This window comes from Paenibacillus sp. 8b26, from assembly GCF_050626875.1.
Classification (GTDB): domain Bacteria; phylum Bacillota; class Bacilli; order Paenibacillales; family Paenibacillaceae; genus Paenibacillus.
Genome location: NZ_CP192445.1, coordinates 1408810 through 1433725, shown reverse-complemented (window position 1 = coordinate 1433725; position 24916 = coordinate 1408810). Strand labels below are relative to the sequence as shown.

Annotated in this window: 23 protein-coding genes and 1 riboswitch; of the genes, 20 read left to right on the top strand and 3 right to left on the bottom strand. The window is 48.2% G+C overall.

Features of this window, described 5'->3' with window-relative positions:
• The first annotated feature begins 18 nt into the window (after nucleotides 1-18).
• Both pheT and ACQ4MX_RS06290 read left to right on the top strand, forming a co-directional pair.
• On the top strand, nucleotides 19-2466 hold the full coding sequence (pheT, locus tag ACQ4MX_RS06295) for a phenylalanine--tRNA ligase subunit beta (protein WP_431089797.1): 2448 nt from the start codon (nucleotides 19-21) through the stop codon (nucleotides 2464-2466).
• Between the two features lie 208 nt (nucleotides 2467-2674).
• Nucleotides 2675-4699, top strand: coding sequence for a cell division protein ZapA (locus ACQ4MX_RS06290; RefSeq protein WP_431089796.1), 2025 nt, complete (start codon nucleotides 2675-2677; stop codon nucleotides 4697-4699).
• A gap of 151 nt (nucleotides 4700-4850) precedes the next feature.
• Here the strand turns inward: ACQ4MX_RS06290 and ACQ4MX_RS06285 are convergent, their stop codons facing one another.
• Nucleotides 4851-5210, bottom strand: a complete 360-nt coding sequence (locus ACQ4MX_RS06285; RefSeq protein ID WP_431089795.1) for a phage holin family protein — start codon at nucleotides 5208-5210, stop codon at nucleotides 4851-4853.
• Between the two features lie 151 nt (nucleotides 5211-5361).
• Here ACQ4MX_RS06285 and ACQ4MX_RS06280 point away from each other — a divergent pair, with 151 nt between their 5' ends.
• The 4 genes from ACQ4MX_RS06280 to ACQ4MX_RS06265 all read left to right on the top strand — a co-directional run bounded on the left by ACQ4MX_RS06280 (nucleotide 5362) and on the right by ACQ4MX_RS06265 (nucleotide 10378).
• The gene (locus tag ACQ4MX_RS06280; protein ID WP_192511488.1) at nucleotides 5362-7731 is read left to right on the top strand and encodes an endonuclease MutS2; all 2370 of its coding nucleotides are present in this window, start codon (nucleotides 5362-5364) and stop codon (nucleotides 7729-7731) included.
• Between the two features lie 61 nt (nucleotides 7732-7792).
• Nucleotides 7793-8206 (top strand): DUF350 domain-containing protein, encoded by a 414-nt coding sequence (locus ACQ4MX_RS06275; protein ID WP_007429540.1) that lies wholly within the window; start codon nucleotides 7793-7795, stop codon nucleotides 8204-8206.
• 54 nt (nucleotides 8207-8260) lie between these two features.
• Nucleotides 8261-9010: a hypothetical protein gene (locus tag ACQ4MX_RS06270; RefSeq protein ID WP_431089794.1), complete on the top strand. Its 750-nt coding sequence runs from the start codon at nucleotides 8261-8263 to the stop codon at nucleotides 9008-9010.
• 114 nt (nucleotides 9011-9124) lie between these two features.
• Complete coding sequence (locus ACQ4MX_RS06265) at nucleotides 9125-10378, top strand: MFS transporter (protein ID WP_431089793.1); 1254 nt, start codon at nucleotides 9125-9127, stop codon at nucleotides 10376-10378.
• A 74-nt stretch (nucleotides 10379-10452) separates the two neighbouring features.
• Here the strand turns inward: ACQ4MX_RS06265 and ACQ4MX_RS06260 are convergent, their stop codons facing one another.
• Nucleotides 10453-11691: an NAD(P)/FAD-dependent oxidoreductase gene (locus tag ACQ4MX_RS06260; protein WP_431089792.1), complete on the bottom strand. Its 1239-nt coding sequence runs from the start codon at nucleotides 11689-11691 to the stop codon at nucleotides 10453-10455.
• A gap of 475 nt (nucleotides 11692-12166) precedes the next feature.
• Between ACQ4MX_RS06260 and ACQ4MX_RS06255 the strand changes: the two genes are divergently transcribed.
• The 12 genes from ACQ4MX_RS06255 (at nucleotide 12167) to ACQ4MX_RS06200 (ending at nucleotide 20873) form a co-directional block, all read left to right on the top strand.
• Nucleotides 12167-12403: a hypothetical protein gene (locus ACQ4MX_RS06255; protein ID WP_044646651.1), complete on the top strand. Its 237-nt coding sequence runs from the start codon at nucleotides 12167-12169 to the stop codon at nucleotides 12401-12403.
• Nucleotides 12404-12437: 34 nt separating this feature from the next.
• Nucleotides 12438-12824: a spore coat protein gene (locus ACQ4MX_RS06250; RefSeq protein WP_014280585.1), complete on the top strand. Its 387-nt coding sequence runs from the start codon at nucleotides 12438-12440 to the stop codon at nucleotides 12822-12824.
• Between the two features lie 144 nt (nucleotides 12825-12968).
• Complete coding sequence (locus ACQ4MX_RS06245) at nucleotides 12969-13469, top strand: Lrp/AsnC family transcriptional regulator (protein ID WP_014280586.1); 501 nt, start codon at nucleotides 12969-12971, stop codon at nucleotides 13467-13469.
• A 12-nt stretch (nucleotides 13470-13481) separates the two neighbouring features.
• A complete protein-coding gene (locus tag ACQ4MX_RS06240) occupies nucleotides 13482-14693 on the top strand; it encodes an aminotransferase class I/II-fold pyridoxal phosphate-dependent enzyme (protein ID WP_137062281.1) in 1212 nt (403 codons plus the stop codon).
• A 114-nt stretch (nucleotides 14694-14807) separates the two neighbouring features.
• Nucleotides 14808-15014, top strand: a complete 207-nt coding sequence (locus tag ACQ4MX_RS06235; protein WP_025682361.1) for an aspartyl-phosphate phosphatase Spo0E family protein — start codon at nucleotides 14808-14810, stop codon at nucleotides 15012-15014.
• Nucleotides 15015-15116: 102 nt separating this feature from the next.
• Entirely contained in the window at nucleotides 15117-15689 is a 573-nt protein-coding gene (locus ACQ4MX_RS06230; protein WP_431089791.1) for a hypothetical protein, read from the top strand.
• Nucleotides 15690-15707: 18 nt separating this feature from the next.
• The gene (locus ACQ4MX_RS06225; RefSeq protein ID WP_431089790.1) at nucleotides 15708-16271 is read left to right on the top strand and encodes a cob(I)yrinic acid a,c-diamide adenosyltransferase; all 564 of its coding nucleotides are present in this window, start codon (nucleotides 15708-15710) and stop codon (nucleotides 16269-16271) included.
• A 21-nt stretch (nucleotides 16272-16292) separates the two neighbouring features.
• The gene (locus ACQ4MX_RS06220; protein WP_431091263.1) at nucleotides 16293-17255 is read left to right on the top strand and encodes an RluA family pseudouridine synthase; all 963 of its coding nucleotides are present in this window, start codon (nucleotides 16293-16295) and stop codon (nucleotides 17253-17255) included.
• A 2-nt stretch (nucleotides 17256-17257) separates the two neighbouring features.
• Nucleotides 17258-17623, top strand: a complete 366-nt coding sequence (locus ACQ4MX_RS06215; RefSeq protein ID WP_431089789.1) for an arsenate reductase family protein — start codon at nucleotides 17258-17260, stop codon at nucleotides 17621-17623.
• A gap of 72 nt (nucleotides 17624-17695) precedes the next feature.
• The gene (locus ACQ4MX_RS06210) at nucleotides 17696-18592 is read left to right on the top strand and encodes a 5'-3' exonuclease (RefSeq protein WP_134910553.1); all 897 of its coding nucleotides are present in this window, start codon (nucleotides 17696-17698) and stop codon (nucleotides 18590-18592) included.
• Between the two features lie 229 nt (nucleotides 18593-18821).
• On the top strand, nucleotides 18822-19700 hold the full coding sequence (locus ACQ4MX_RS06205) for an ROK family protein (RefSeq protein ID WP_431089788.1): 879 nt from the start codon (nucleotides 18822-18824) through the stop codon (nucleotides 19698-19700).
• A gap of 165 nt (nucleotides 19701-19865) precedes the next feature.
• A complete protein-coding gene (locus ACQ4MX_RS06200; RefSeq protein ID WP_431089787.1) occupies nucleotides 19866-20873 on the top strand; it encodes an HRDC domain-containing protein in 1008 nt (335 codons plus the stop codon).
• An 85-nt stretch (nucleotides 20874-20958) separates the two neighbouring features.
• Here the strand turns inward: ACQ4MX_RS06200 and corA are convergent, their stop codons facing one another.
• Complete coding sequence (gene corA / locus ACQ4MX_RS06195; protein ID WP_025682353.1) at nucleotides 20959-21894, bottom strand: magnesium/cobalt transporter CorA; 936 nt, start codon at nucleotides 21892-21894, stop codon at nucleotides 20959-20961.
• Between the two features lie 555 nt (nucleotides 21895-22449).
• Nucleotides 22450-22575: riboswitch (SAM riboswitch) on the top strand.
• 120 nt (nucleotides 22576-22695) lie between these two features.
• Here corA and metA point away from each other — a divergent pair.
• Nucleotides 22696-23613 (top strand): homoserine O-acetyltransferase MetA, encoded by a 918-nt coding sequence (gene metA / locus ACQ4MX_RS06190; RefSeq protein WP_431089786.1) that lies wholly within the window; start codon nucleotides 22696-22698, stop codon nucleotides 23611-23613.
• A 124-nt stretch (nucleotides 23614-23737) separates the two neighbouring features.
• Nucleotides 23738-24916, top strand: coding sequence for a PLP-dependent transferase (locus ACQ4MX_RS06185; RefSeq protein ID WP_431089785.1), 1179 nt, complete (start codon nucleotides 23738-23740; stop codon nucleotides 24914-24916).

Sequence of the window (24916 nt, the reverse complement as noted above, 5' to 3'; positions counted from 1 at the left end):
CAAGGGAAGTGAACCCATATGAAAGTATCATTCGATTGGCTATCCGAGTATGTATCGCTGGATCAGGTGAGCGCGGAGGATCTGGCAGAGAAAATTACCCGTTCGGGCATTGAAATTGATGAGGTCGAACATCGCAACAAAGGGATTACAGGCGTCGTGGTCGGCTATGTCAAAAGCAAGGAAAAACACCCTGATGCGAATAAGCTGAATGTGTGTATCGTCGATGTGGGCCAAGAAGAAGATCTGCAAATCGTGTGTGGCGCCAAAAATGTGGATGCAGGGCAAAAGGTTCCTGTTGCCATCGTGGGCGCGAAGCTACCGGGAGATTTTCAGATTAAAAAGGCCAAGCTGCGTGGTGTTGTATCCATGGGTATGATCTGTTCGGCGAAGGAACTGGGCATGAATGACAAGCTGCTGCCCAAAGAGCTGCAAGAAGGTATTCTCGTACTGCCTGAGGATGCTGAAATTGGTACGCCGATTACGAAGCTGCTCGCGCTGGATGATCAGGTGCTGGATTTTGATCTGACACCAAACCGTTCGGATTGTTTGAGTATGCATGGTGCGGCTTATGAAGTGAGCGCGATTCTGGGGCGTGACATTTCGCTGGCTGAACCGGCTAAGGATTTGGTGGAGATCAGCGATGCGGCGGCAGATCATCTGTCGGTAAAGGTGGATACACCTGAACTGTGCACGCACTATGCGGCTCGATATATCACGGGTGTAAAAGTGGAGGCTTCTCCGCTGTGGATTCAAAACCGCCTGATGGCGGCGGGTGTTCGTCCAATCAACAACATCGTGGATATTACGAACTATGTCATGCTGGAATACGGTCAGCCGTTGCATGCTTTTGATGCGGATAAGCTGGAAAATGGCAACATCGAAGTACGTCTCGCTCGTGCAGGCGAAACATTGGTTACGCTGGACGATCAAGAGCGCAAGCTGGAGCCACATATGCTGCTGATTACAGACGGCGTGAAGCCGATTGCGCTGGCAGGGGTGATGGGCGGAGCCAATTCCGAAGTTACGGATGCGACGGTCAGCATTGCGCTGGAATCCGCAAAGTTTGACGGCGGTACGGTTCGCAAAACGTCCCGTCAGCTTGGACTTCGTTCCGAAGCAAGCCTGCGTTTTGAAAAAGAGGTTGACCCGGGTGCTGTTGTACCTGCGGTGAACCGTGCGGCAGCGCTGATTCAGCGTTATGCAGGAGGCACTGTGCATCAAGGAATCGTAGAATCTGCTTCTGCGAAGGCTGAGAACCGGATTATCAAGCTGTCGCTGGATAAAGTGAACCGATATTTGGGAACAGAGTTGTCGCTGCTTGAGGTGAAAACGATTTTCGGTAAACTTCATTTCGGATGCGGTGACGTGGAGCAAGGTGTGATGGAAGTGGAAGTGCCTACACGCCGCGGGGATATTACCATAGATGTGGATTTGATTGAAGAGGTTGCCCGTCTGTATGGTTACGACAACATTCCGACGACACCGATTGAAGGACCGACGACGCCGGGTGCTTTGACAGCATCGCAATCACTGCGCCGTTCGCTGCGTAAATTGCTGGCCCATGGCGGTTGGCAGGAGACGATTAGTTACTCGTTTGTGCATCCGGAAAGTGCAGGTTTGTTTAATGCGCTGACAGAGGAAAGCCATCCTGTACGTTTGGCGATGCCTATGAGCGAAGACCGCAGTGTGCTGCGTACGAGCATTATTCCGCAAATGCTGGATACAGCAGTGTATAACATGAACCGGAAGCAGGAAAATCTGGCGATTTTCGAAATAGGAACTGTATTTTATACCGCAGAACAAACGCTGACTCGCCAGCCTCAGGAAATTCAAGTGCTCAGTCTGCTGCTGACTGGCGTACGCCGTGAAAAACAATGGAATATCGGTGCTGAGAAGGTCGATTTCTTTGATATTAAAGGCGCGCTGGAAACGGTATTTGACTATTTTGGATTGGGTGCAAGCATCCGTTATGTGGCTGACCAGCCGCAAAGCTATCATCCGGGCCGTTCCGCCTCGGTATGGCTGGATGTGAATGGGACCTCCCAACGAATCGGCACCATCGGGCAGATCCATCCGGAGCTGCAACAGTCTTATGGACTGAATGATACGTATGTAGCAGAAATTGCGTTGCAACAGGTGATCGAACACGCCAACAGTCACATTCAGTTCAGAGAGCTGGCTCGCTTCCCGTCCGTGGAACGCGACATTGCCCTCGTGGTGGATAAGGACGTAGAAGCAGGCGAACTGCTGCGTGTGATTCATGCGGCGGGCGGAGAGCTATTACAGGATGCACGGGTGTTTGATGTATTTACAGGTAGCAAGCTTGGCGAAGACAAGAAGAGCGTAGCTATCTCCCTGACCTATCGTCATTGGGAGCATACGCTGACGGATGAAGAGATTAATGCGGCGCATATTCCTGTCGTGACGTCTCTGGAACAAACTTTTGGAGCAGAATTGAGAAAGTAGCAGGAAATGCGGGGAGCCGTATCGAATCTTAGTGACAGAGGTTCGATACGGCTTTTTGGCCTATCATCATTGAAGCTCTCTACTCTGATATTCACCCGCTGCGGGGAAACCGGACTAATGGGGTTGAACGCTTCACGAAGGGCGGGTTACCATAGTACCGGACACAACTTAGAATCAACATACAGTAGTATTGAAGGAGGGCATAATTGTGACTACACCAGATCGTACTCGCGTCACTGTAGAGATCTACGGTACTTCTTATAAACTCGTCGGCAGTAATACCGATTATATGAAGCAGGTTGCCAATTACGTGGATGAACGCATGCATAGCATTTCTCAGGCTCATTCGCGTCTGGATATGCCCCGAATTGCCGTGCTGGCTGCGGTTCATATGGCAGAAGAAGCTGTACAAATTCAGGAAATTCAGAGTCATATGAACCGGTTGGCCGGGGAGCGGGCGGAGCTTCGGGGCGAACTGGCTCACCTTCAGACAGCTCTTGGAGAACAGCAGCAAAAAAATACGGATATGCAGCAGTCTTTTACCCAATTGAAGGAAGAGAAGGAAACGGTTCTGAAAAAATGGAAGGAGACCGAATCCACATCAGCCAGGGAAATTGCCGAATTAAAGGCGAAGCTGGAACAGCAGGAGAAAAAAGCTGCAGAACTCGAAAATGGACAAAAGCAGGCTGAACGTCAATTGGAGGAGTCCCGTCAGGAAGCTTCCCGTAAGCTGAAAGAGCAGCAGGAGGCGGCAAATGCCCGTATCCGCCAGATGGAGGAGCAAACCAAGAAGGAGCTGGCCGAAGCGGTCAAGCAGGCGGAAGCCAAGCTGTCGGCTGCGGAGAAGGCTCATCAGGAGCGTCAGCATACAGAACTGGACAAGCTGCGTTCTGCTTTGCAGCAGGAGCATAGCCGGAAGGTCACTGAATGGCAGGACAAGTGGTCCGGGCTGAATGAGCAGCTGGAGCAGGAGCGTAAACAGGCGGAACTGGCGTTGAATGAAGAAAAGCTCCAGCATCAGGAAGCGGAGAAACGGGCCGAGGAAGCTGCACTGGAGCAGGAGATTCGGGTCGAGGAGCTTCAAGAGCAATTGGAGCAGGCTCAAGCAGGCAGTACAGAGCTGTCTTCTCGTCTGGGAGAGGCGCAAGAGCAGGTTGCAGCATTGAAGCAACAGCAGTCCGAACTGGAGTCTATGCTGGAAACGCAGCGGCAGGCTGCGACAGAGCGCGAGCAGACGGATACACTTGCGCGTGAAGAGCTGCAAAGCCGTTACGATGAATTGGCGGCGGAAGCCAAGGCAACGCAGCAGCAAGTGGCCAAGCTGGAGGAAGAACAGCGCCGAATGCAGAAGTTGCTGGAGCAGGCGCATGTGTCCTCCCGCAAACTGCAAAGTGAGCTGGCTACACTGGTCGAAAGCGAGAAGTCTTGGCAGAAGCTTGCAGAGGAGCGCCAGCTCGCAGTAGATGAGCTAGAGCTTTCGATACTGGAAGTACGTGAACAGAAGGAGACTGTACAGGAGCAATTACAGCATGCCATGGCTGAGGTTGAAGCTGTAAACCATAAATTTGCTGCACAGCAGCAACGTCTGTTGCAGTTGGAAGCGAGAATCAAGGAGCTTTCACCTGAGCTGATTCGCGTTCAGGACGAGCTGGAGAAGGCAATCCTGCGTGAGCAAGAGGGAACAAAGGCTTACAAAACACTTCAGGAGCAGTATGGAAGTATGAAGAGCCGGGCAGAGCAACTGGGACAGAATATCAAGCAGCTCCAGCGTGAAGATAGTGAACGGCGGAAGGAACTGGAGCGTGCCGAAGAGGAATCACTTGAATGGCAGCTTAAATATGAGCAGTTGAAGGCCGAAGCGGAACGTTTGGAAGCCGAAGATGCTGCCCGCAAGAAAGAATTTGCTTCGTGGGAACGGGAAATAGCCGTAACAGTTGAACAAAAGGAACAGCTTCAAGAGGAAATTCGTCTGGCCGTTGAAGCTGCCGAGGCGGCGAAGGCTGAGCGGCAATCTGTAGATCAGGAACGGATGGCTTTACAGTCCGAGCTGGAGGAGGTCGGTCAGAAGTACGAGCTGGCGGCTCATCAGCTTCGTCTTTTACAGGTTCAGCAGGATGTGGATCGGGAAAATACGGAGAAGATATCGACGGAATTACGTCAATTGCAAGAAGAGTATACCAAGCTTCAATCCGAGTACAATGAGTGGATTGAATTAATCGAACAGGATCAGTAGATACGGATTATAAATGTGATGCAATCCCCGGCTGCTTATCGCCGGGGATTATTTGTATGCTGTATCCTATTCGGTTCTCGGATGACAAAAGGCTGTCCAGCGGCAGAAGAAATCTGCTGTGGAACAGCCTTGTCGGGAATATGACCCCAAATTATTTCTCGCTCTTGCGGCCAGCTTCAAACGGTGTAGATACCGGAATGAACAGGTCTATAATCCCGATAACCAATGCGGCGAGCAATGCGCCCAAAAAGGAAACACTGACATGGGTTACGACATATTGAGCGATCCAGATAACCAGGGCGCTCACCAGGAAGCCTACGATACCGCGTCCAAATGGAGAAACGCGTCGGCCAAACATAGCCTCAATGATGTAACCGATCAAGGCAATGACAATGGCAAGGATCAGCGCGCTCCAAAAGCCGCCTACACTAAAGCCGGGAACGATCCAGCTTACGACCATCAGAACCAAAGCGGCAACGATGAAACGCACAATGTGCCCGAGAATGCTCACGGAATAACCTCCTTTGTTTTTTGAATGTACAGGGTTATACAAAGGTATTGTGTGGCATAAACGGCTTTCTTATGTGTAAAACAGAGTTGGCAAATAGCGTAAGTGCGCGGCTTTCGTTATAATATAGATATAAGTGAAAGGAGTAGTGAAGTTGGACTCTAAAATATTCAAAACCCTAGAATATCAAAAAATTTTAAATAAACTAAGTCACTATGCTCAAACCGCGATTGGTCAGCAGACAGCCCAGCGGCTACAGCCCAGCGATGATTTGGAGCATATCAAGAAATTGCTGAAAGGCACGGATGAGGCCTATGCTGCCGATCGACTTAAAGGAGTACCTTCGTTTAACGGAGTCGTGGATATTACTCCGGCGGTCAAGCGCGCCCGTATCGGCGGAACACTGAGTCCGCAGGAGCTGCTTGGCATTCGGACAACAGTTCAGGCTGCACGCCGTGTACAGGTGTACGTGGCAAGTTTGCATGAGGAAAATCCAGTTGAAACACTGCTGTATTGGAGTGAGCAGCTTTCAGAACAGAGAGGTCTGGAAAACTCGATTAAAGGCTGTATCGACGAAAATGCAGAGGTACTGGATTCTGCCAGTACAGAGCTTTCACAAATTCGCAGAGAGCTGCGCTCGGGTGAAGTGCGTATTCGGGAAAAGCTCGATTCCATGATTCGTTCCTCCACTGTGTCTAAAATGCTTCAGGATCAATTGATTACGATTCGTGGAGACCGTTTTGTAATTCCGGTTAAAGCCGAGTATCGTTCTTATTTTGGCGGAATTGTGCATGATCAATCCGGGTCCGGAGCAACCTTGTTTATCGAGCCTGAATCCATCGTGGCCATGAACAACAAGCTGCGGGAAACACGGCTGAGAGAAGAACGCGAAATCGAAGTGATATTACAAAAGCTGACCGCACTTGTCGCAGAGCAAGCGGATATGCTGCTATATGATGTAGATGTTTTGGGGACGCTTGATTTTATTTTCGCCAAAGCTCGTCTCGCTCGTGAGATGAAGGCAACCTTGCCTTTGATGAATGATCGTGGTTACCTGAAGCTGAAAAAAGGCAGACACCCTCTTATTCCGTTGGAGCAGGTCGTTCCGATTGATGTGGAGCTGGGCAATTCGTATACCTCCATTATCGTAACCGGACCGAATACAGGGGGGAAAACTGTTACGCTGAAAACCATCGGCTTGCTTAGTCTGATGGCGATGTCGGGACTCTTCGTGCCTGTAGAGGACGAGAGCCAGCTATGCGTATTTGATGCGATCTATGCAGATATTGGTGACGAGCAAAGCATTGAGCAAAACCTGAGTACCTTTTCCAGTCATATGACCAACATTATCAGCATCCTGAAAAATATGACGCCAAAAAGCCTTGTGCTGCTTGACGAGGTAGGTGCAGGGACCGATCCTGCGGAAGGCTCGGCTTTGGCTGTATCCATTCTGGAGCATATGCATGCTTTGGGTTGCCGTATGGTTGCGACGACCCACTATAGCGAATTGAAAGCTTATGCCTATGAGCGCAAAGGAATCATTAATGCGAGTATGGAGTTCGATGTTGCTACATTAAGTCCGACATACCGCCTGCTCGTGGGTGTACCTGGTCGAAGTAACGCTTTTGCCATTGCTGAGCGCCTGGGATTGCCAAGTCGTATTTTGGATTATGCCCGTGGTGAGGTGACAGAAGAAGACCAGCGCGTAGAACATATGATTGCGTCACTGGAACAGAATCGTCTGACAGCCGAGCAAGAGCGGGAAAAGGCGGAACAATTGCGTGGGGAGATGGAAGAACTGCGCACCCGTCACCAAAATGAGCTGGATAAGCTGGAAGCACAGCGGGACCGTATGTTGGAGAAAGCGGCGGACGAAGCGAGAGGTCTCGTGGACAAAGCTCGCAGCGAGGCCGAGAAAATCATTGCCGATCTGCGTAAGTTGGCTCAGGAAGAAGGAGCCTCTGTTAAGGAGCACAGGCTGATTGCAGCCCGCAGAGAGCTGGATGAAGCGGAACCGAAACAGCGTAAGAAAAGCGCAGTCAAGCGCCCGGCCGCTGCACGTACTCGTTCTATCGTAGCTGGCGATGAGGTATCCGTTCAGAGTCTGAATAAAAAAGGCCATGTGGTGGAACTGTCCGGTAGCAAGGAGGCCGTGGTGCAACTGGGAATCATGAAAATGAAGGTCAGTCTGGACGATCTGGAGCTACTGCAACCCGCCCAAACAACGGCACCGAGAGTCCAGAAGCCGGTAACTGGCATTAAGCGAACACGGGATGATAATGTGCGAAACGAGCTTGATCTGCGCGGTGCGAACGTGGAGGAAGCGCTGATGGAGGTAGATCGCTTCATGGATGAAGCATTTCTGGCCAATCTGGGGCAGGTACACATTATTCATGGCAAGGGTACAGGGGTTCTTCGGACCGGTATTCAGGAGTACCTTCGCAAGCATAAGCATGTGAAAAGCTACCGTATCGGAAATTACAATGAAGGCGGCACAGGCGTGACGGTTGCTGAATTGGAATGAGCTACGGGTTACCGGCCATTCGGTCGGGAACGCTTTGTAGGACGGGAGGGACAAAGTGAAGATGGCGATTGATGAATTGCTGTCACATCCGTTAGGAATGATGCTGGGCTATTTCTCGGTGGCGGTGCTGGAGCTGATTGTATTTTTGTCTTGCTTTGAGCTGGTAACCCGCTATAAATGCTGGGAAGAGATCAAACGCGGCAATATTTCAGTAGCGATGGCTACGGGCGGGAAAATGTTCGGTATTTGCAACGTGCTCCGCTTTGCGATGGAAGCCAAATCCAGCGTGTACGATACGATGATTTGGTCGTTCGTCGGCTTTTTACTGCTGCTTGCGGCGTACTTTCTGTTTGAGTTTCTGACACCGGTATTTTCAATCGATCAGGAAATTAAGGAGGACAACCGCGCTGTGGGCTTGTTCTCCATGATTATCTCGATATCGTTATCTTATGTGATTGGTGCCAGTGTAACTTGACACATCCTGTATACTAGAGCTTGGTATACGCATGGAACGGAAGGATGATAAAGCTTGGAAATGACTATTTGTCCATGGTGTAACATGGAAATTATTTGGGATGAAGAATTGGGACCTGAAGAAGAGTGCCCTTATTGCCATAACGACCTGAAAGGGTATTCGGATATCACCGATGATGAAGATGAAACGGAATCTGATTCTGCACATGTTCATGGGCATACGGATGAGCACCGACATGGAGAAAGTGAACGCATGCATACTCATGCACATGACCACGAACACAGCCATGAGGGTGCGACTTCTGCGGGTCAAGCCGCGCCTCTCCCTGGGAAGGAAGACCTAAAGGGCTATCGTACGTTGAGCATTCAGCTTGGGGATGATGACGAGCAGGATATTTTATATGAAGCAGAGGATGAAGTCTTAGTTGAAAAGCCGGCTGACGCTCCATTGTTGCAGGACAACGAGCTTCATAAGCTGCCTGTGCTGCATACCCTGCAAAAATTTGAAGAAAGCGGTGCGGATCTAATGGCTTATGAACAAGGCGCTGAACAAATACTCGACAGACAAGATGAGGTTCTTGAATGTTCCCAATGCGGTGAATACATGCTGCATGCAGGTTCGCAAACCGTGACCGGAGAAGGCTTTGTACCGTCGATGTCTCCTGCGCTCGGCAGACCTGTTCTGGATTTGCCGTTTGTCTTAAATGTATATGTATGTCCAAGCTGCTTCCATGTTCAGCAGACGTTGTCAGAGGATGACCGATTGCGTTTGTTAGAGAAGCTGAGTGGTATTTCCAACAATTAATTATATTCCCCCGGATAAGCCCAAGTTGAATTCGGGCATCTTAAGCCGAAGAAGCTCCGAAGCAAGCTGAGTTAAAAGGAGCTGAATAGTGATTTTCGGTTAGGGGGAAATTCATTGAAATCAAACCTGAACGGACAATCCATTCTGCTGCTAAGCCTGAATGGATTGTTTGTGTTTGCGGCAGCTTTGTCAGGTACTTTTCTTAACGTATATCTGTGGAAAAGCAGGCAGGATTACGCGATGATTGGCTGGTTTAATGTCAGCCAGCAAATTGCGCTGGGAATCATGGTCTGGTTGGCTGGAAAATGGGTCAAGGAGCATAACAAAATGAATGCTCTGCGCGTAGGGACCGCGTTGTCCGGATTATTTTATCTGGTGGTTTTATATACGGGATCGCAGGCTGTAAACTACATATGGCCGTTAGGGATGCTGTTGGGTGCAGCGTTGGGTTTGTTTTGGCTAGCTTTTAATGTGATTTTTTTTGAGGTCACAGATCGGGTAAGCCGGGATCATTTTAACGGATGGGTGGGCCTGCTGGGATCGTTTTCGGGCATTGTCGGTCCTTGGCTGTCCGGCTGGATTATCGCCCGTATGGAGGATGATGCGGGATACCGCGTGATATTTAGCATCTCTTTGGCACTTTATGTGGTGGGGGTAGTGCTGAGTTTCTTTCTTCGCAAGCGTAAGACGACAGGAAGTTACAATTGGCTGGAGCCCAAGCAGCGTTTGTCGCAAAAAGGAAGTATGTGGCGGCCATTGTCGTTGTCGCTTGTTACACAGGGCATTCGTGAAGGAGTTTTTGCCTTCCTGATTACGCTGCTTGTGTACGTCGCTACTCAGCAGGAGTGGAAACTGGCGCAGTTTTCGCTTATTACATCCGCAGTTTCATTTTTCAGCTTTTGGGCTGTTGGCAAATGGCTCAAGCCACATTATCGCTCAGTTGGCATGCTGCTGGGTGCCGTGCTGCTGGTGATTGCGCTTTTGCCGTTACTGTGGCGTATGGAGTATAGCACGTTGCTGATTATGGGCATCGGGACCGCCTTGTTTTTGCCGTTATATTTAATCCCGATGATTTCCGCTAGCTTTGACCTGATGGGAGTGAGCGAAAAGGATGTTAATCAGAGGGTGGAACTGGTCGTACTGCGCGAGTTGTGTCTGATGGTAGGTCGATTGACCGGAATGCTTATCTTTCTGGGTGTGTTGAGTATGAGCAAGGCACCTATAGCCATGATCTGGTTGTTAATTGGACTTGCATTAATGCCCGTGGCGGGATGGGTATTTATGCGCAATGTGCTAAAGAAGGAGCAAACAACGAAACAAAACAAGTCTCATTCCAAGGCACGACGCTGGCACAGGCAAACCGAGTAGCTCGAAATATATATATTCAAAAAAAAGAGCCTCCAAACCCACGGACATGGGAATTGGAGGTTCTTTCGTATTTATTAAGCGAGCGGCTCCGTGAATTCGGGGGAAGGCTTGGTAGTACGTGTCAGTGAAAAAAGCTCCATCTCAGGTCTGTGTGTGCCCGTTAGTTCATCGGCCAACAGTTGTGCAGCCATCATGCTGGTAACTGTACCGTTTCCCCCATAGCCCTCCAAAAAGTAGCAGCTCGGAAAGTGCGGGTGCGGACCAATATACGGCAAGCCATCATGGGAGGAGCCAAAGACGGCAGCCCATGAGTAATCAATCTTGAATGGTACATCGGGAAAATGCTCCTGTAATGCTTGCAGCAGCTTTTTCTGTTGATGCAGCAGTCTAACTTCACGCTGTTTCGGGTCGAGTACAGGCTCATCTAAACCGCCAATAATAATGCGCCCTTCCGTTGTTGAGCGTATGTATAGATAAGGACGGGCGGTTTCCCAGATTAAACATTGCTCATGCCACATGGCTGAATCTCCAACCGGATTGGTTACAATCGCATAGGAGCTTTCCAGTATGGCTCCGCGATCTTTTTTAATTTCTTGCGTTTCATAGCCGGTTGCAAAAATAACCTTTTTCGCCCGAATGGTTCCACCGCTGGTATGACAAACAACCTCGTTGTCGCCAGATTCAAAATGTTTCGCTTCGGTATGCTCATATAAGTGTACACCAAGACGGCTGGCAGATTGCAGGAGTCCCTGTGCAAAACGAAACGGATTTACCTCTGCATCTTCATGTGTATACAGCGCAGCAGGTTTTCGAAAAGGAAAACGGGCAGCCACCTGCTGCTCATCCCAATAATCCACCGGGAACCCAAAGCGGGTTAACTGTTCGAATTCTTTTTGGAGCACCGACACATCCTCCGGCGTACTCGCATAATACAGGCTGCTGCGACGGATAAAGGATGGATCGATGTCCACTGTGCTGGCCAGCTTTTCCAACTGATCCAGAGCATCCTTGCACATCCGATAAAACAACACACTATTAGCTTCGCCAAAAGTATTGATAAAAGAGGTCAGAGTCTTATCATTGCTATATTGCAGCAATCCGGTATTGGCCGAAGAACTCCCGTGCGTCAGCTTACGCTTGTCAATGACAACCGTATCCACCTGTCGTTCTCCCAGCAGTCGGGCACAGAGTGATCCACCCATCCCACCCCCGACGATAAGCACATCACAAGTCAAATCTTCTGTTAAAGCAGGAAAATCCAGTTTCTGCTCCAGGGTGCTAGGCCAATACGTATTCCCACTAATCAATTCCAAAACAAAACACTCCTTATTAACAATAAGTAATATTCAGGTGCACATCGTATTTTCAATCACACTTTTAGTCCTAAAGGGCGTTAAAGGTTTTCAGTAGTTCCGAGAAGCCATCAGGCTTCTCATATTTTATAGCCCTTCACTTCCCACCCCAAAGGGGAGTCTTGTCGAGATCTTGGCGCCTTAGTGGTGGGCGTTCCCGCCGAAGCAGCGAAGTGATCCATTTGAATCTGAAGAAGCGAAGCGCTCGCCTTTGCCACGGGATTCTTACCTCATAAATGTTTTATACAATCCAAGAATCCCGTGGCAACAGCGATCGTAAGATCAAATGGATCGCGTAGCGTCCTCCACAGTAGAACCACCCCTCACTAAATCGTCAAATTTCGATAAACTCCGCTCCTCTTCACATATACATATAATTCCGCCAAAACGGACAAGCTAACCAGCGTGCAACAAAACATTTAAGGAGGCACAGACCATGCAATCTACGAACATGCAACCTTTGACTGGCAAAGAACTGGAGTACATCGTGGACTCCATTTCCAATGAAGAACTGCTGCTCAAGCAATGTGCGGCAACGGCAGCATCCGTTCAGCATCCTGCCATTCAGCAAGCTTGTCTGCAATTCGCGAGAACTCATGAGCACCACCTGAATCTGCTTTCAAATGCCCTTCAACAGCACCAGCAGATTGCCCCTATGCAACCGCAGCAGTAACTATGGATTAACCAACAAAGGAGGTAGTATCACGATGTTTTCACAGAACAATACGTCATTTATGCCCGAAGAAGATTTGCTCTATACTATTCTTGCCGATATGAAACGCACGGTGGGAGAGTATACAACGGCGACAACTGAATCCAATTGTCCGTCTGTGCGCCAGCTTTTCACCGACCTTACGAGCGATACACTGCGTCTGCAAGGTGATTTGTACCGTTTGATGAGTCAGAACAACATGTACTCCACTACGACCAAAGCGCTGCGCACCGATTTGGACAAACAGATTCAGGAAGCCCGAAAAACCCAACAGGAATGCCAGCAGTTCATTCAGCAAAAATCGTCCTCCGCGGGAGTGTATAGCCAGCCTATGCATCAACAGGGCCAGCCTTCTCACCAAAACAACCCTTACTATATGTAAACGGGGCACTCCGCTTTTGAAGCTTTTTCTCATAACAAGCCGTCCGTCTGCCGGGTTTACCGGGGCGGGCGGTTTTTCTTTGCAGGTTTAAAGCACGTATTGTATGATGTATAGTAATCTCTTTTGATGGAGGCCTTATGTAGAATGACAGAACTGAATGATTTGAAATTAAAAGTGCTGGAATTGTTAAAAGAAGATGCAAGAAGGACGCCGACTCTGCTTGCTACCTTGCTGGGAGTTGCCGAACAGGATGTATGTACCGCGATTAAAGAGCTTGAAGACCAACATGTGATCGTCAAATACGCCGCTGTGGTCAATTGGGATAAAGTTGACGACGAGAAGGTTACTGCTTTAATTGAGGTGCAAATTACACCGGAGCGGGGAAGAGGATTTGAAGGCATCGCTGAACGGATTTATTTGTATCCACAAGTTAAATCGGTATATCTCATGTCTGGTGCATACGACTTGTTAGTGGAAGTAGAAGGACGCAATCTTCGCGAGGTAGCGAACTTTGTGTCGGAAAAACTGTCGCCTATCGATTCGGTCCTGTCTACCAAGACCAATTTTACGCTCAAAAAATACAAACAGGACGGAATTATCTTCGAAGATCATCAGGAAGATAATCGTCTGATGATTTCGCCGTAAAGGAAGATCATGATGAATATCAAACCTGAAGCATTGACCGACAGTAACAAAGCCATGAGCTCGTATTTGTCTCCATTGGTGCGCGAGATTCCATCCTCGGGTATTCGTAAGTTTTTTGATCTGGTGGGCGGCAACAAGGATATTATTACTCTGGGGGTAGGAGAACCGGATTTTACAACCCCTTGGCATATGCGGGAAGCCTGCGTCTATTCATTGGAGCGGGGGTTTACCAGCTATACTTCCAACGCGGGGACGCCTGAACTGCGTGAGGCGATTAGTGAATATCTGGATGAGCAATTTGCAGTCCGCTATGATCCAAAAAGTGAAATCATCGTGACGGTAGGCGGCAGTGAAGCGATTGACCTGGCTTTGCGTGCGTTAATTGTACCTGGCGACGAAATTCTCGTTCCTGAGCCATGCTACATTTCGTATTCTCCGATCACTTCGATTGGCGGCGGTATTCCCGTAGGGATTGAAACCTTCGCCAAGGATGAATTCAAGCTGACAGCAGAGGCGCTGGAGGCTAAAATCACCCCTAAATCCAAAGTGCTGATTTTATGCTATCCGAGCAATCCAACCGGGGCGACCATGACCTATGAGGATTGGCTTCCGATTGCGAAAGTTGTAGAAAAGCATGATTTGATCGTCATTTCTGATGAAATTTATGCAGAATTGAACTATGGTGAGAAGCATGTCAGCTTCGCGGCTATGCCAGGCATGATGGATCGTACCATTCTCGTCAGCGGTTTCTCCAAAGCCTTCGCCATGACGGGCTGGCGTATTGGATATACATGCGGGCACCCTGATTTAATTGCCGCTATGCTTAAAATCCACCAGTATACCGTGATGTGTGCGCCTTCGATGGGTCAGGTTGCGGCTCTTGAGGGTCTACGCAATGGTTTGGGCGAGAAGGATCGAATGGTGGAAGCTTACAATCAGCGTCGCCGTCTGATGGTTGAGGGGTTCCGGGAAATTGGTCTGGAATGCCACGAACCGAGAGGGGCTTTTTATGTTTTCCCAAGTATTCAAAGCACAGGGCTGAGCTCGGATGAGTTTGCGCAGCGTCTTTTGGCAGAGGCCAAGGTTGCGGCTGTGCCGGGGAACGTATTCGGTTTGGGGGGCGAAGGATACCTTCGTTGCTCATATGCGACCTCTGTGTCTCAACTGACGGAAGCATTGGATCGGATCGGTCAATTTGTAGAAAAAGTAAAAAAAGAAGGTTAAAATTATTTTTTTATGGGTAATTCATAGAAAAAAGTATTTTATTTCTAAATTTATATGCTATAATTTGAAATCGAAAGCAGGAAGTTTAATTTTTCAATTGCAGGAGGAATGCTCATGTCATATGTTGGATATAATTCGTCGGTGTCAACTGGATACGACATTTCCCTGGAAGATGAAATTTTGTTCCTGCGCAATGAGATGATGCGGACGTTTCAGGAAGAGAAGTCCTTTACCTCTGATCTTGTCATTGAGATCAGTTGCAAGCTCGATTTGAAAATTAACGAATACATGAAGCTGTACGGTTCGGAATGCAAGGTGTAACCGTGTGAAGCCAAGCCGTATATATAGAGAAGGCCGCAGGGCCTTCTTTTTTTGCGTTCACAACTTATGATATATTAGTGGCATGGAAGAGGGGGCGTACATATGAGAGCAGGGCTGAAAAGGCTATCTCCGTGGATCATTGGAATGCTGGCACTCGTGCTGTTGGCCGGATGCGGGGGGCGGAACAAGGACAGTTTCTCCATTTTTATTATGGATAAGCAAGGGGATGCTTCAGTTCTTCGTGATGAACTGGCGCAAAAGCTTAAGGATAAACTGGGCGAACAGGCTCCAACCATTGAGATTGCAGTTAGCCCACTGTATAACCAGCAGAAACTGGTCGTTGAATATGCAGCCGGGGAAAACGATCTGTTTATTTTGCCGGAAGAGGATATGAAGTTGTATGGACAGAATGGTTCAAATTTGCCTTTAGACGATGCTTTTGACAAGAAAACGTATGCTCGGGGTGTGTTCGAGGGCGGCGTATTTAAGGAGAAAGAGCAGGGGGGAAAAGGAACAGATATGATCAAGGAAACTCATTTGTTCGGGATTCCGGTGGAGCAGATGAAGATGTTCAAGGATGTAAAATATAACTCCAAAACATTATTTGCTACCGTGCCACCGCGTACGAGTAATAAGGAAGAAGCCATTAAGGTATTAAAAGCACTGACGGAATGATAGAGGGGATGAGATACCATGGGAATTTATACAAGAACAGGCGATGAGGGACAAACCTCGGTGATCGGCGGTCGAGTGGCCAAGGATGATGACCGTGTGGAGGCATACGGCACGATTGACGAATTGAACAGCTTTGTAGGACAAGCGATCAGCTTTGCCGAAGGGGAAAAGTTTGCGGATATTCGAACTCAATTGGAGGAAGTACAGCAGGAATTGTTCGATTGCGGCTCGGATTTGGCGTTTGTCAAAATCAACGAAAGCAAAAACAAGGTGAAGGATGAGCTGGCAGAGCGGCTTGAAGGCTGGATTGACGCATGTCAGGAGGAAAATCCGAAGGTGGAGCGTTTTATTATTCCGGGGGGGAGTACGTTGTCCTCAGCACTTCATGTTTGCCGTACGGTTTGCCGCCGAGCGGAACGTCGTGTAGTCACACTGGGCAAGCATACAGAAATCAATCCTGCGGTACGTCGATATTTGAATCGTCTGTCCGATTATTTCTTCGTCGTGGCCCGCACCGCGAATGTACGCCAAGGGGTACCGGATGTCGAATATGTGCGCAGCAAAAAAGTGTTCCGCAAATAAGGAGGCGACCGGGAATTTGTGATGAGTTTGTACTATGAACCTATCGTGTATACGATCCCTCCTGAGGAGGAGGGAATGCTGTTGAAGACCATTTTGCAAAAACGTATGAATGTTTCACGCAAGCTGATTTCCAAACTCAAGCTGACGGAACAAGGTATTATGCTGAACGGAACACGAGTGTATATCAGCGTAAAGGTACAGTCCGGGGATCGGGTGGAAATTCGTATGGAACGCGAGCGTTCCGATGATATTTTTCCTGAACCGATTCCTTTTGACATTTTATTCGAGGATGAGCATTTATTGGTTGTCAACAAGGCGGCGGGTATGATTGTCCATCCGACTCACGGTCATTACACGGGAACACTGGCTAACGGGGTTGTGCATTATTGGCAGGCCAAAGGCGAGCTGTTCAGGTTTCGTCCCGTTCATCGTCTCGATCAGGAGACGACGGGTGTCCTTGTGGTGGCTAAAAATCCATATGTACACCAGCATATTTCCGAGCAAATGATTGCGGGGACGGTGGATAAGCGCTACACGGCCCTGGTGCACGGTTGCCCTGATCCACAGGAAGGAAGGGTGGATGGGCCGATTGACCGTAATCCGGATGATCCGCATTTGCGCATGGTGACCCCTGATGGTTATCCGGCCCTTACACTCTATAAGCTGGAGGAAGCCTGGAATGAGGGGAGCCGCATCGGGATCAAGCTGGAATCCGGACGTACACACCAAATCCGGGTACACATGACTTCTATCGGATGTCCGTTGATCGGAGATAAAATGTACCGAAATACGCCTGCTGACGCTGCGCAACGTGAGCGTTATGATCTGCTGGATGCCCAGATGCCCCGACAGGCACTGCATGCCTCAGAGCTGTCCTTGGTGCATCCTGTGACCAGAGAGCAGTTGACGTTTTGCGCCCCATTGCCGGACGATATGGCCCAGTTGCAGGAGCTGTTAAGAAATCGAAATGGAGGGTTAACATAACGATGAGCCACTTGAAAGTATACCAGTACTCCAAATGCAGCACTTGTCGCAATGCAGTGAAATGGCTGCAAAGCAAGGGACATGAAACGGAATTGATTCCTATTTTTGAACAACCGCCCGGCCCGGAGGAATTAGCTGATTTAATCAGCAAAAGTGGACTGGAACTGAAAAAGTTTTTCAATACGAGCGGTGAGGTATATAAGGAGCTAAAGCTGAAGGACAAGCTGGCAGACATGAGCCGTGAAGAGCAAATCTCGCTTTTATCCTCGAATGGAAGATTGATCAAGCGCCCGATTGTAACAGACGGGAACAAAGTAACGGTAGGCTTCAAAGAGGAAACATTTGAGGAAGCATGGAGCGCTCAATAACATCCAATTTGGCTCCGCAATGTGTTATACTGTTGGGGTTAAATAATATGATGAATGGGAGCAATACAATCTGTGACACAACGTAATGAACAATCCATAATGCTGGTTGACGGCATGGCTCTGTTATTTCGCGCTTATTATGCAACTGCTGCAAACGGTTATATAAGGCGTACAAAGGCCGGAGTGCCAACGAACGCCATATATGGTTTTATTCGATATTTTTGGGATGCGGTACAAACCTATAATCCGACGCATGTCGTATGCTGCTGGGATATGGGAGGAACGACGTTCCGCGGGGAGCATTTTGCTGCGTATAAGGGGAATCGCGCTGACGCGCCAGATGATTTGATTCCTCAATTTACATTGATCCGTGATGTGACGGATAGCCTCGGCATTCCTAATATTGGAGCCGCAGGCTTTGAAGCGGATGATTGCATCGGTACGCTGGCACGCCACTATACGCAGAATGAGGACATGGATGTAATGATTCTCTCCGGAGATCATGATTTACTCCAATTGGTGGATGAGCGGACACGGGTTATTATTATGAAAAAAGGTCACGGCAATTATATGGTGTACACCCCGGAAACGTTACTGTCTGAAAAAGGGCTCAAACCCCGCCAAGTTGTGGACCTCAAGGGCCTGATGGGGGATGCAAGCGACAATTACCCGGGAGTACGAGGCATTGGTGAAAAGACGGCACTCAAGCTGGTACAGGAATATGACTCCATTGAAGGTATTCTGGAGAATCTGGATCAATTGACGCCAGCAGTGCGCAAAAAGATCGAGAGTGATCTGGATATGCTGCATTTGTCACGTAAGCTGGCAGAAATTCACTGTGGTGTACCTGTAGCATGCGCACTGGACAGTTGTCTGTTGACGCTGGATCATGTGCAAATTGTAGACAAGTTTGAGGAGCTTGAAATGAAAAGCTTGTGTACGTTAATGGGTGTGGCAACTGGATCATAACGAAGCCAGTTTGGCTTCACAGGTACAACTCGGAGCTCGTATTACACATATGAGGATGCTGGCGCTTGGTGCGTTAGTGTCCTTTTTTATACACAGTTATGTCAAGGGAGATATATATTGTTGTGAAGGATTATATACAATTGGGATCAGGGGATTGACCTTGGACACGTTTCAGGCGAATATAGGATAGAGAGAACCGGATCATGACTGAGAGGGGACAACAGCAGCTATGACAGTATTGGGAGCAATTGAGGCAGGCGGTACCAAATTTGTATGTGGAATTGGCAACGAACAGGGAGAGGTGCTGGAACGCGCGAGCTTTCCGACAGCCACGCCAGCAGAAACGATGGCGAATGTCGTTGCATTTTTTGAAGGGAAGGGCATTGAAGCGCTGGGCGTAGGGTCGTTCGGGCCGATTGATCCTATCGAAGGCAGTAATACATATGGCTATATTACAACAACGCCAAAGCCGCATTGGGGCAATTATAACCTGATTGGCAAACTGAAAGAGCATTTTGACGTACCTATGGGATTTGACACGGATGTGAACGGTGCAGCATTGGGCGAATCCATCTGGGGGGCGGCTAAGGGACTGGATAGCTGTCTCTATATTACGATAGGTACAGGTATCGGAGCGGGTGCTCTGGTCGGTGGAAAGCTGATTCATGGATTGTCCCATCCTGAAATGGGCCATATCCTGGTGCGTCGTCATCCGGAAGATACCTATGAAGGGACATGTCCTTATCACGGAGATTGTCTGGAAGGGCTGGCTGCGGGTCCTGCACTTGAAAAAAGATGGAAGGTCAAAGGCCATGAGCTTTCTATGGATCACCCGGCATGGGAGATGGAGGCTTATTATCTGGCACAGGCTTTGATGAGCTATGTATTGATTCTTTCACCGCAAAAAATTATTATGGGCGGCGGAGTGATGAAGCAGGAGCAACTGTTCCCACTCGTTCGCGCCGAGTTTCAAAAACTGTTAAACGGATACGTACAGCATCCGAGTCTGACTACAGAAATTGATCAGTATATCGTGGCCCCAGGCTTGGGAGACAATGCCGGATTGTGCGGCGCTCTTGCCTTGGCAAAGGAAAAGCTGAACAAATGAGAATTACGGGTTGACGACAATCCGAGGTACGGTTATCATATAGGCAACAGCATAGTACGGCTCAAAAAGGGAAGCACCTTTCTTGCAAATACGCGAGATAGGTGCTTTTTTGCGTTTGGCGTTGTACCGGACTGTAACCCAATTATAAGCATGGAGGAAAAAAGTATGGAAATTTTATTTTTAAATCGCTTGTCCAAACGGAATGAACAGGGTCATGAGCAATTTGCCCAGGTATGGATTGGACAACATGATGGGGTATGGAGTGCAGGGTGGAGCACACAACACAGCTTGGATGAAAGCACAGATGATCTGTGGTATGAGGGCAGCTTGTGGCAGGAGTTGCTGCATGTGTACCGTCACGAGCTGGCGCTTAAGATGGCAGAGGGCTACAGACCCTTAATCCATGGTGTTTTTCATGAGCAGGAAGGGGCAACAGGACGTGGGCAAACATTACAAAAGCTGTATTGTTATAGTGATTTGTTTCCGCGTGATGATGTGTATGAGCAATTGACGATGTGGAGACGACAAAAGGCGGCTGCCGAGCGAAAAGCACCCTATTTTATCGCTACCAATCGTCTGCTCCGGTTGATTAGCGTCTATCTTCCCCATACCGAGGAGGAGTTGCTGGAGCTACCAGGGGTGGGGCAAGGTAAAATATCCCAATATGGTCAAGAGCTGCTGGCTATTACGACACAAAATGATCGGACTACCCCATTTCCGCTAAATTGGGTAACAGAGACGCTGGATGAGGAAGTTTTCTTATCATGGCTGTACAAGCAAAAAGAGAACCAATATAAGCAGGAACTGAATAAATTCAGTCTGACAAAAACCATTATTGAAGGTATTTCAGACGGTCTTACGTTGGAGCATATTGGACTGAAGGCGGGGTTACATCGTAGAGAAATGATTGAAGCAGTGGAGCATTTGGATCGAGATGGAATCGATATGGAAAAGCTGATCCGTCAGGAACTGGTGAACGTATCTGAGGAAGAGCAGACGGCGATCTGGTCTGCGTATGAAGAACTGGGGGATACGCTGCTCAAGCCCGTCATGCTGCGGGTATATGGTGAGGAGCAGGCCGCGGAAACGGGGCTGGATCAAGTTTATGAGCGGCTACGTCTGATTCGTATCCGTTTTCGCCATCAGGTGGCATCAGATCGACATGCGGGATAACATCGCGCAAATATAAAATAATCACACAAAAAAAAGCAGTAGCTATATCCTGTGAGGATACGGCTACTGCTTCAACCTTTTCTTTTCAAACCCAATCCTTCTTGCGGAAAATACAGAACATGCTAACCCCCAGCGCCACCATAATACCAATGACGACAAAATAACCATAACGCGTATGAAGCTCAGGCATATTATCAAAGTTCATACCATAAATTCCGGTAATCACCGTCAACGGCATAAACACGGTTGTAATCGCTGTAAACACGCGCATGATTTCATTCGCACGGTTAGCGATACTGGATTGATAAGCTTCTCGAAGGTTACCCATTAGATCGCGGTAAGTTTCGAAAGTCTCCGAAATTTTCACGGCATTTTCATAAATATCGCTAAAATATTTTTGCAATTGATCGTCGATCAGCCGTAAATCCCGTTTGTTCAACGTATTGATGACTTCTTTTTGCGGACCAAGCACTTTTTTCAGCCACAGAATCTCACTGCGTAAGCCGATAATTTCATTCAAATGCGATTTTTTTGTATGCATCAGAATGTCTTCTTCCAGCTTCTCAATGCGAACCTCAATCCGGTCACCAACCAGAAAATAGTTGTCAACGATCAAGTCGACCAACAGATACATAAAACGGTCAGGCTGGCTGACCTCCTGCTCCCACAACATAGGCTTGAGGGTGCGTAGCTCATTGATTTTCTGCTTAGTCACCGTAATGATGAAATGGCGGCCGAGAAAAATGTTCAAAGCACGTAAAAATATTTCTTCATCATCAAAACGAATGCTGTTTACAACGATAAAATAATGGCTCTCGTAAATTTCAATCTTCGGGCGCTGCTCTTCTTCGCTCAAACAGTCCTCTACCGCGAGATCATGCATGGAGAATAGAGGCTGGAGCACTGCCAGATCATCAACATCGGCATCAATCCAATAAAAACCTTCTGCTGGCGGAGTAAGCGCCATTTCAATTTCTTCGACAGGGGTAAAAACCCCGTTGTTTACCAAACGGATTTTCATATATGTCACTCCTTATGCTCCGTCGTAACGGAAAATACGTGTACCTCAAGCATAAGGAATGGACTCAGTTAGCCAGTTAGCCGGATCGGGTAAGCGGCATCCCCATCAAAAGCCAGAGGCTTTTGGAGCATGCAGAGCCTGGCGTCCCGTCTTTCGGCAAGCTGAAGTCATTCCTATGCTGTTGTTCAGGGATCGCCGCCTATTCGGACTCGGGTCGCCTTCCATTCCGGATTCACCTCACAAATGTTCTTTTTTAGGTTGCCACAGTATCGCAGAAAGCACTCTAAATCTACACGACTGCTTTATATTTTCGGCCTATAGCACTTGTATAGTATAACGCTCGGCCTACAGCCTTTCAAGCGCAAAATCATGGGCTAAATCAACAGTAATGACAAGAGCTTCGGCGATAGGGTAATGTATGATTTAACATATGGAAATATAAGACGAAGTGTGAATGCAGGGTACAAAATTACAAGTCTCATCTTGACGAAGCCCAGCGGATGCATTAAAGTGAACAACAAGAACTTTTTATGAACCCAAAATGAATATAGCGAAATCTTATCAAGAGCAGGTGGAGGGACTAGCCCGATGATACCCGGCAACCGGCGATTTTAATCGCACGGTGCTAATTCTTGCAGGACGCGCGCTTTTTACAAAGAGCGATGCCCTGACAGATGAGAGAGGCGCATATGGATACAAATATGACCTTTCTCGTAACCGAGGAAGGTCTTTTTATTATATGCCCGGCATCTCAACATGACGATTTTCGCAAAAACTTCACCGAACAAGGAGTGAGTTTATATGCCGATTAAAATTCCGGATACACTACCTGCCAAGGAAGTGCTGGAGGGCGAAAATATTTTTGTAATGGATGAAAGCCTGGCCTATCATCAGGATATTCGTCCGTTGCGCATCGCCATTTTGAATTTGATGCCTACCAAAGAAACAACGGAAACTCAACTGTTGCGTCTGGTCGGCAATACCCCGCTTCAAGTGGACGTTACGCTGGTACACATGAAGTCGCATGTATCTAAAAATACATCGCAGGAATATTTGAACATGTTTTATAAAACGTTTGAGGAGATCAGAAACAGCCGTTTTGACGGCATGGTGATTACGGGAGCCCCCGTTGAACAGCTTGAGTTTGAAGATGTGAACTACTGGGAGGAAATCCGGCAAATTTTTGAATGGACGAAAACGAATGTAACTTCGACCATGCATATCTGTTGGGCCTCACAGGCGGGTCTGTTTCATCATTTCGGCGTTCCCAAATACGGACTTGATTACAAATGCTTTGGCGTTTTTCCGCATAGCGTTATTAAACCTAAAGTGAAATTACTACGCGGTTTTGATGAATTGTTTTATGCACCTCATTCCCGGCATACAGAGGTTCGGCGCGAAGATATTGAGCATATTGCCGAACTGGAGCTTTTATCCCAATCTGAGGAAGCCGGAGTGTATCTGGTAGCTACGCGGGATGGCAAACAAATCTTTGTGACTGGGCATTCCGAATACGATCCACTTTCTCTGAAATGGGAATATGATCGTGATGTCGCCAAAGGGATGGATATTGAAGTACCAAAAAATTATTTTCCCAACAATGACCCTGAGCGTACACCGCCCTCAACCTGGCGTGCGCATGCCAATTTATTATTTTCAAATTGGCTCAACTATTATGTATACCAAGAAACCCCTTTCGATATCGGGCCCCAGATTTAAAAAGGGGCTTAACGTTTATATCTACGCAGTATCACCTTGCAGCAGCGCAGCAGTACAGATATGATAATCCAATTTTGCAGCATATGTTACAGCACCTATTATGGAAGTGAACAGGAGGATTCATATGAGTGAGAAACAGTGGAAAATCGAAAGCAGGTTAGCACAGATTGGTTCAATCGAAGAACCGGTAACCGGAGCAGTGAATTTTCCGATTTATCAATCTACGGCGTTTCGCCATCCCCGTCTGGGTCAAAGCACAGGTTTTGATTACATTCGGACGATCAATCCGACACGTAAAGTACTGGAAGAGGCGTCCGCTGCACTGGAATCCGGTGATGCAGGCTTTGCATGCAGTTCAGGTATGGCGGCGCTGCAAACGGTATTTGCCCTGTTTGGACAAGGAGATCATCTGATTGTATCGCTGGATCTGTATGGAGGCACGTATCGTCTGCTGGAACGTATTTTATCCAGATTCGGCGTGACGGCAAGCTATGTGGATACGAATGATCTTGAAGCCATCGAGCAGTCATGTAGACCAAATACAAAAGCAGTATTCATAGAAACGCCTACGAATCCATTAATGATGATTACGGATATTCGGGCTGTAGCCGAATGGGCTTCACAACGTCAGTTGCTTACTATTGTAGATAATACGCTGTTAACACCATATTTCCAGCGTCCTTTGGAGCTGGGTGCCGATATTGTGGTACATAGCGCAACCAAGTATCTGGGCGGACACAATGATGTGCTGGCAGGCTTGATCGTAACCAAGGGTAAAGAGCTGTCAGCCGAAATTTCCTTCCTGCATAATTCCATTGGGGCTGTACTTTCTCCGAGCGACAGCTATCAGTTGATGAAGGGCATGAAAACATTGGCGCTGCGTATGGATCGGCATGAGCATAATGCGACAGTGCTGGCCAATTATCTGCTAACGCATCCAGCGGTGGCTGAGGTGTTTTATCCAGGGCTTGAGGGTCACCCAGGGCGTGAGATTCAAAACAAACAATCCAGCGGCAACACAGGTATTTTCTCGTTTAAAGTAAAAGATTCCCGTTATGTAGAGCCCTTGCTTCGAAACATTAAGCTCATTGCTTTTGCCGAAAGTTTGGGCGGTGTGGAATCGTTAATGACTTATCCTGCTGTACAGACACATGCCGATATACCGGCTGAGATTCGGGATGCGGTCGGGGTGGATGATCGTTTGCTGCGTTTCTCCGTCGGTATTGAACATACGGATGATTTAATTGAAGATTTGCGTTCAGCGTTGGAAGCGGCACGCCAAGAAATCGAAGGAGGGGAATAG